This is a genomic window from Moorena sp. SIO2C4 (assembly GCF_010672485.1).
In the GTDB taxonomy this organism is placed as follows: Bacteria; Cyanobacteriota; Cyanobacteriia; order Cyanobacteriales; family Coleofasciculaceae; genus Moorena; species Moorena producens.
Map to the genome: position 1 here is coordinate 1 of NZ_JAAHGN010000821.1, position 3,484 is coordinate 3,484.

Consider the following 3,484-nt stretch of genomic DNA (forward strand, 5'->3'; position numbering starts at 1 on the left):
GTAGAGTTGTGGCTTTATATTACACTAATCAGGCAAGAATTATGAATGCTTTCATATTTTGTCAAGATATAGTTGCTATCCATACTAACTTTAGAATTTTAGGCAGTGTTAGATCTACTTTAGGGTCTGTGGTTCATGGTGTGTCTTCAGAGTTTGTTCTGGCATATAATGCCGAGTCCCTGTAGCCAAGCTATCTTGCCAACGCCACTGGAGATTTTCAATCGGTACTACATCCCAGATGTATCGACCAGTGAGCTTAGACTGCCAGAATTTCCAATCGGGACTGCCTTTTCTACGATTAGGACCACCTAGGAACTTGATGGCTGCATCATTGATCATCACAATTCGTCCCTGCATGTCAGTGGAAATCACTGCGTCGGTTAGACTTTGCAGGATATCTTGCTGATATTGCTTTTCAATCAGGACCCTTTCAAACAGCTGGGCATTTTCCAGAGCTATGCCTGCCTGAATATTAAACGCCCGCATAAACTCTTGATCAGAGCTGGTAAAGTAGCCTTGGTGCTTGTTGATTAACTGGGTCACACCGATTAATTTATTTTTGGAGTTAAATACCGGCATACAAAGAATACTTTCGGTGCGATAACCGGTTTGTTTGTCAGTGGTCGGGTCAAAACGGTCGTCTTTATAGGCATCTGGAATATTGAGCGGCTCACCAGTGGATGCTACATAACCAGCAATACCTCGGTTGGCTGGTATTCGGATTTCTATGGTGTTTTGTCCATCCGCTGTAGCTACCTTACTCCAAAGTTCGTTGCGTTCTTGGCATAGCAAAAATAGCGTAGAGCGGTCCGCTTGCATTAGATCCCGAGCCTGCTCCATCACTAAACTTAGGGTTTGTTCGAGCTTCAGGCTCTTCCCCAGAGACTCAGTTGCCTTGAGCAGAGCAATCACTCCCCTTTGGTTACGAGCTGCCTGTTGAAATGATTGGCAGGCTTCGAGGATGATGCCAAGGTCGTCGGCAAAGTTCTCAAATTGCTTTTCGTTGGTACTATCGAAGGGCACACCGCCAGTTTTATTCAAAAAATTTATTACAGCAATCACCTGGTTATTGCGATTAAAAATTGGCATACACAGGAGGCTTTGGGTACGATAGCCAGGGATTTCGTCAAATTCTGGGTTAAATAGGGGATGATGGTAAGCAACTGACGTATTGAAAGACTTGCCAGTGGCAGCAACATGACCCACAACACCCTGATTGTGGGGAATCCGGCGTTCTATGGTTTTGTCCGTGTGAGGTTGGGGGATGTTTGCCCATAGTTGACCTGTGTCGGTGTCAACCATGAAAATAGTGGCTTGGTCTGCCTGTAGGACTTGACCAACTTTTAGGGTTAAAGCCTCTATAACCTGCTCTAGCCGAGTTTCCAGAGCATCATTATTGATCAGTGCGATCGCTCCCAGAAACTGTTGAAAATCAGCAGCAAAGAAATCTAACCAGCAGCTAAATTGAGGAATGGATAGGGTTTTGATGCGGTCAATTAGATGGCTGGTTTGTGAGGGTTGAGTTAACTGAGATAATGTAGCAGTAACACTACTGGTATTCGGTCTTGTCATACTTCGTCTGCTCCTGCCTTTGGAGGCGCGTGAGGGCAAGTCAACTGGGCAGATAAGAATTGCTGCGTTGATAAGTCTTCTATCGTCTTTGACTTCAAGAACATGAATTGACACCCTGGCTATAAGTAGATCTGAGGATATACCTATCCTGATTACAAGTTTGGCATATCTCTACAGTCAAAATCAGTACCCTAGGGGGTACTTTCTAGACTATAGGTTTCCCTAAAACTGTTAAGGATTGTACAATTACAATAGTTAAGTTTTCGATAAGATTTTGTAATAAAGTCAGTAAGCTCAACCCCATTACGCCCCCTGAGACCCTGAAACCCTTCCTTGACATGCTCCCTATGACTAGGCATAAACCCTTGAATTAGGCAGGCTTAATTAAGCCTTAGGTGATTAAAACTTCACACCTAACACCTAAAACCGCTACTGGTGTCAGACCTGTGGGATGCTTACCTCAATGTCGGGAGGAGGATGTGGTTGTCTATGAAGATCTCAAGATACAAAACATGGTCAAGAATCATCATTTGGCTAAGTCGATTTCTGATCCAGGTTGGTATCAATTCACCCAATGGTTAGAATACTTTGGAAAAATCTGGGATAAAACTGTGATATCGGTCAACCTCCACTTCACATCTGCCGATTGTTCTAACTGTGGTTATCGGGTGAAAACATCCCTCAGCACCCGGACTCATAAATGTCCTCGTTGTCATCTAGAAATCTGTCGTGATCCCAACGCAGCTCTCAACATTTTGAAGCGGGGATTAGAGGTTTTAGGTGTTGAGTACAACAGTACCCTAGGGCATAGGAAACTGCCGTTAATACGGAAACGCGCAGGCGTGAGTTCGACCGCTGTTGATGAAGGGAAACCTAATTCAAGAAGTTGTCTGATTGAACCTTGAATCACATATTGTGAGAATCCCCCGTTATCATCTCCGATTTAACGGGGGAGTATGTCAAGCAGCGGAAGACATGGATTCGGAAAACACGATAGTCTGGTAGTAATGTTGCAATTGGCGTGTAGCAGCTGACCAACTCCAGCGTTCAGCTTCTGCTCTAGCATTGCGGCGCAGAGTTTCCCGTTCCTGCTGTTGTGCTAAGAGACGCTGGGTTGCTGCGATCGCTCCTTGCTCATCTGCTGGATCGTATAAATACCCATTCATCCCATCCGTGACAATATCGGGAATCCCTCCAGAGTTGGCTGCTACCACAGGACAACCTGCTGCCATCGCTTCTAGTAAGACTAGTCCTAAGGTTTCTGTCCTAGAAGGAAAGATAAATGCATCAGCAGAGGCAAAGGCCGATCCGAGGGTTGTACCGGTAAGGTAACCCACGAAATGAGTCGGGGTGCCAGCAAAGTGTGCTTCTAGTTCCTTACGGTGGGGTCCATCCCCTACTAATGCTAGGCAAGCGTTGGGAATTGCTTCTAGCACTAGCTTGATCCGCTCAATTTCTTTTTCAGCAGAAAGACGGCCTACATAAAGGAGTATGGGGCTGTCTGGATTTCCTTGGGAAAGATGCGATCGCATTTGGGATGAAGCTAACTCTGGTTGGAACGTTTCCGTATCCACACCTCGCTGCCACAAGTCTACTCGCTCAACACCATGGTCTCTTAATTCCTGTACCATAGCATTAGAGGTACACAAATTCAGCTCAGCTTGATTGTGACTAACCTTAATTAACTCCCACATAACTCCTTCGAGCATACCCAATCCGTAGTGCTGGAGGTACTGAGGTAAATGGGTGTGGTAGGAGGCGACCAAGGGAATATTCATCACCTTGGCATAATACAGCCCTCCCAACCCTAATACTGCTGGGTTGACAACATGGATCAAATCTGGCTGAAACTTTTCTAATACCCCACCAATGGAGGGTCGTGGCAGGGCTAGCTTTAATTCGGGATACAGGG

The 3,484-nt window shown here is 45.6% G+C and carries 2 protein-coding genes and 1 pseudogene; 1 reads left to right on the forward strand and 2 read right to left on the reverse strand.

The window, feature by feature from the left end; genetic code table 11:
- Positions 1 to 147: 147 nt before the first annotated feature.
- Positions 148 to 1,572: pseudogene (locus F6K20_RS29710) on the reverse strand (GAF domain-containing protein); the annotation flags it as partial.
- 395 nt (positions 1,573 to 1,967) lie between these two features.
- Here F6K20_RS29710 and F6K20_RS29715 point away from each other — a divergent pair.
- Positions 1,968 to 2,477, forward strand: a complete 510-nt coding sequence (locus F6K20_RS29715) for an RNA-guided endonuclease InsQ/TnpB family protein (protein ID WP_008180178.1) — start codon at positions 1,968 to 1,970, stop codon at positions 2,475 to 2,477.
- Between the two features lie 54 nt (positions 2,478 to 2,531).
- Here the strand turns inward: F6K20_RS29715 and F6K20_RS29720 are convergent.
- On the reverse strand, positions 2,532 to 3,484 hold a 953-nt coding region (locus F6K20_RS29720; protein ID WP_287297092.1), incomplete at its 5' end, for a glycosyltransferase.